This window comes from Proteus sp. FZP2095, from assembly GCF_023701425.1.
In the GTDB taxonomy this organism is placed as follows: Bacteria; Pseudomonadota; Gammaproteobacteria; order Enterobacterales; family Enterobacteriaceae; genus Proteus; species Proteus cibarius.
Genome location: NZ_JAMQBJ010000023.1, coordinates 1 through 493, shown reverse-complemented (window position 1 = coordinate 493; position 493 = coordinate 1). Strand labels below are relative to the sequence as shown.

The following is a 493-nucleotide window of genomic DNA, read 5'->3' as shown; positions in this document are numbered from 1 at the left end:
ATTTTGCTCGCATATCCTTTCTGAAGAGTATTTTCAGATTTGAGATTTTGAGAGACTCATCAATATACCTCGGTGATATATTGATTTGTTTTCAATTTTTCAGCTTGTTCCAGATTGTTAAAGAGCATAATAGGTAAAATAACTCATACGAATTATCTTAACTATTCTCTGACTTGCATCAGACTATAGTGTGGTACGCCTTTCACTCATACCGCGCAATTGGCGTCCCCTAGGGGATTCGAACCCCTGTTACCGCCGTGAAAGGGCGGTGTCCTAGGCCTCTAGACGAAGGGGACTTCAGTCAGCTTCGCAGACGCGCTTTTGCTCGTTCTTCATCAGACAATCTGTGTGAGCACTGCACATAACACGTATCTCTTAGGTAAGGAGGTGATCCAACCGCAGGTTCCCCTACGGTTACCTTGTTACGACTTCACCCCAGTCATGAATCACAAAGTGGTAAGCGCCCTCCCGAAGGTTAAGCTACCTACTTCTT

1 tRNA gene and 1 rRNA gene are annotated in these 493 nt (G+C 44.6%); both read right to left on the bottom strand.

From position 1 onward, the window contains the following. Positions 1-220: 220 nt before the first annotated feature. Positions 221-296, bottom strand: a tRNA-Glu gene (locus tag NBG71_RS18675). A gap of 84 nt (positions 297-380) precedes the next feature. After that, a 16S ribosomal RNA gene (locus tag NBG71_RS18670) occupies positions 381-493 on the bottom strand; the annotation flags it as partial.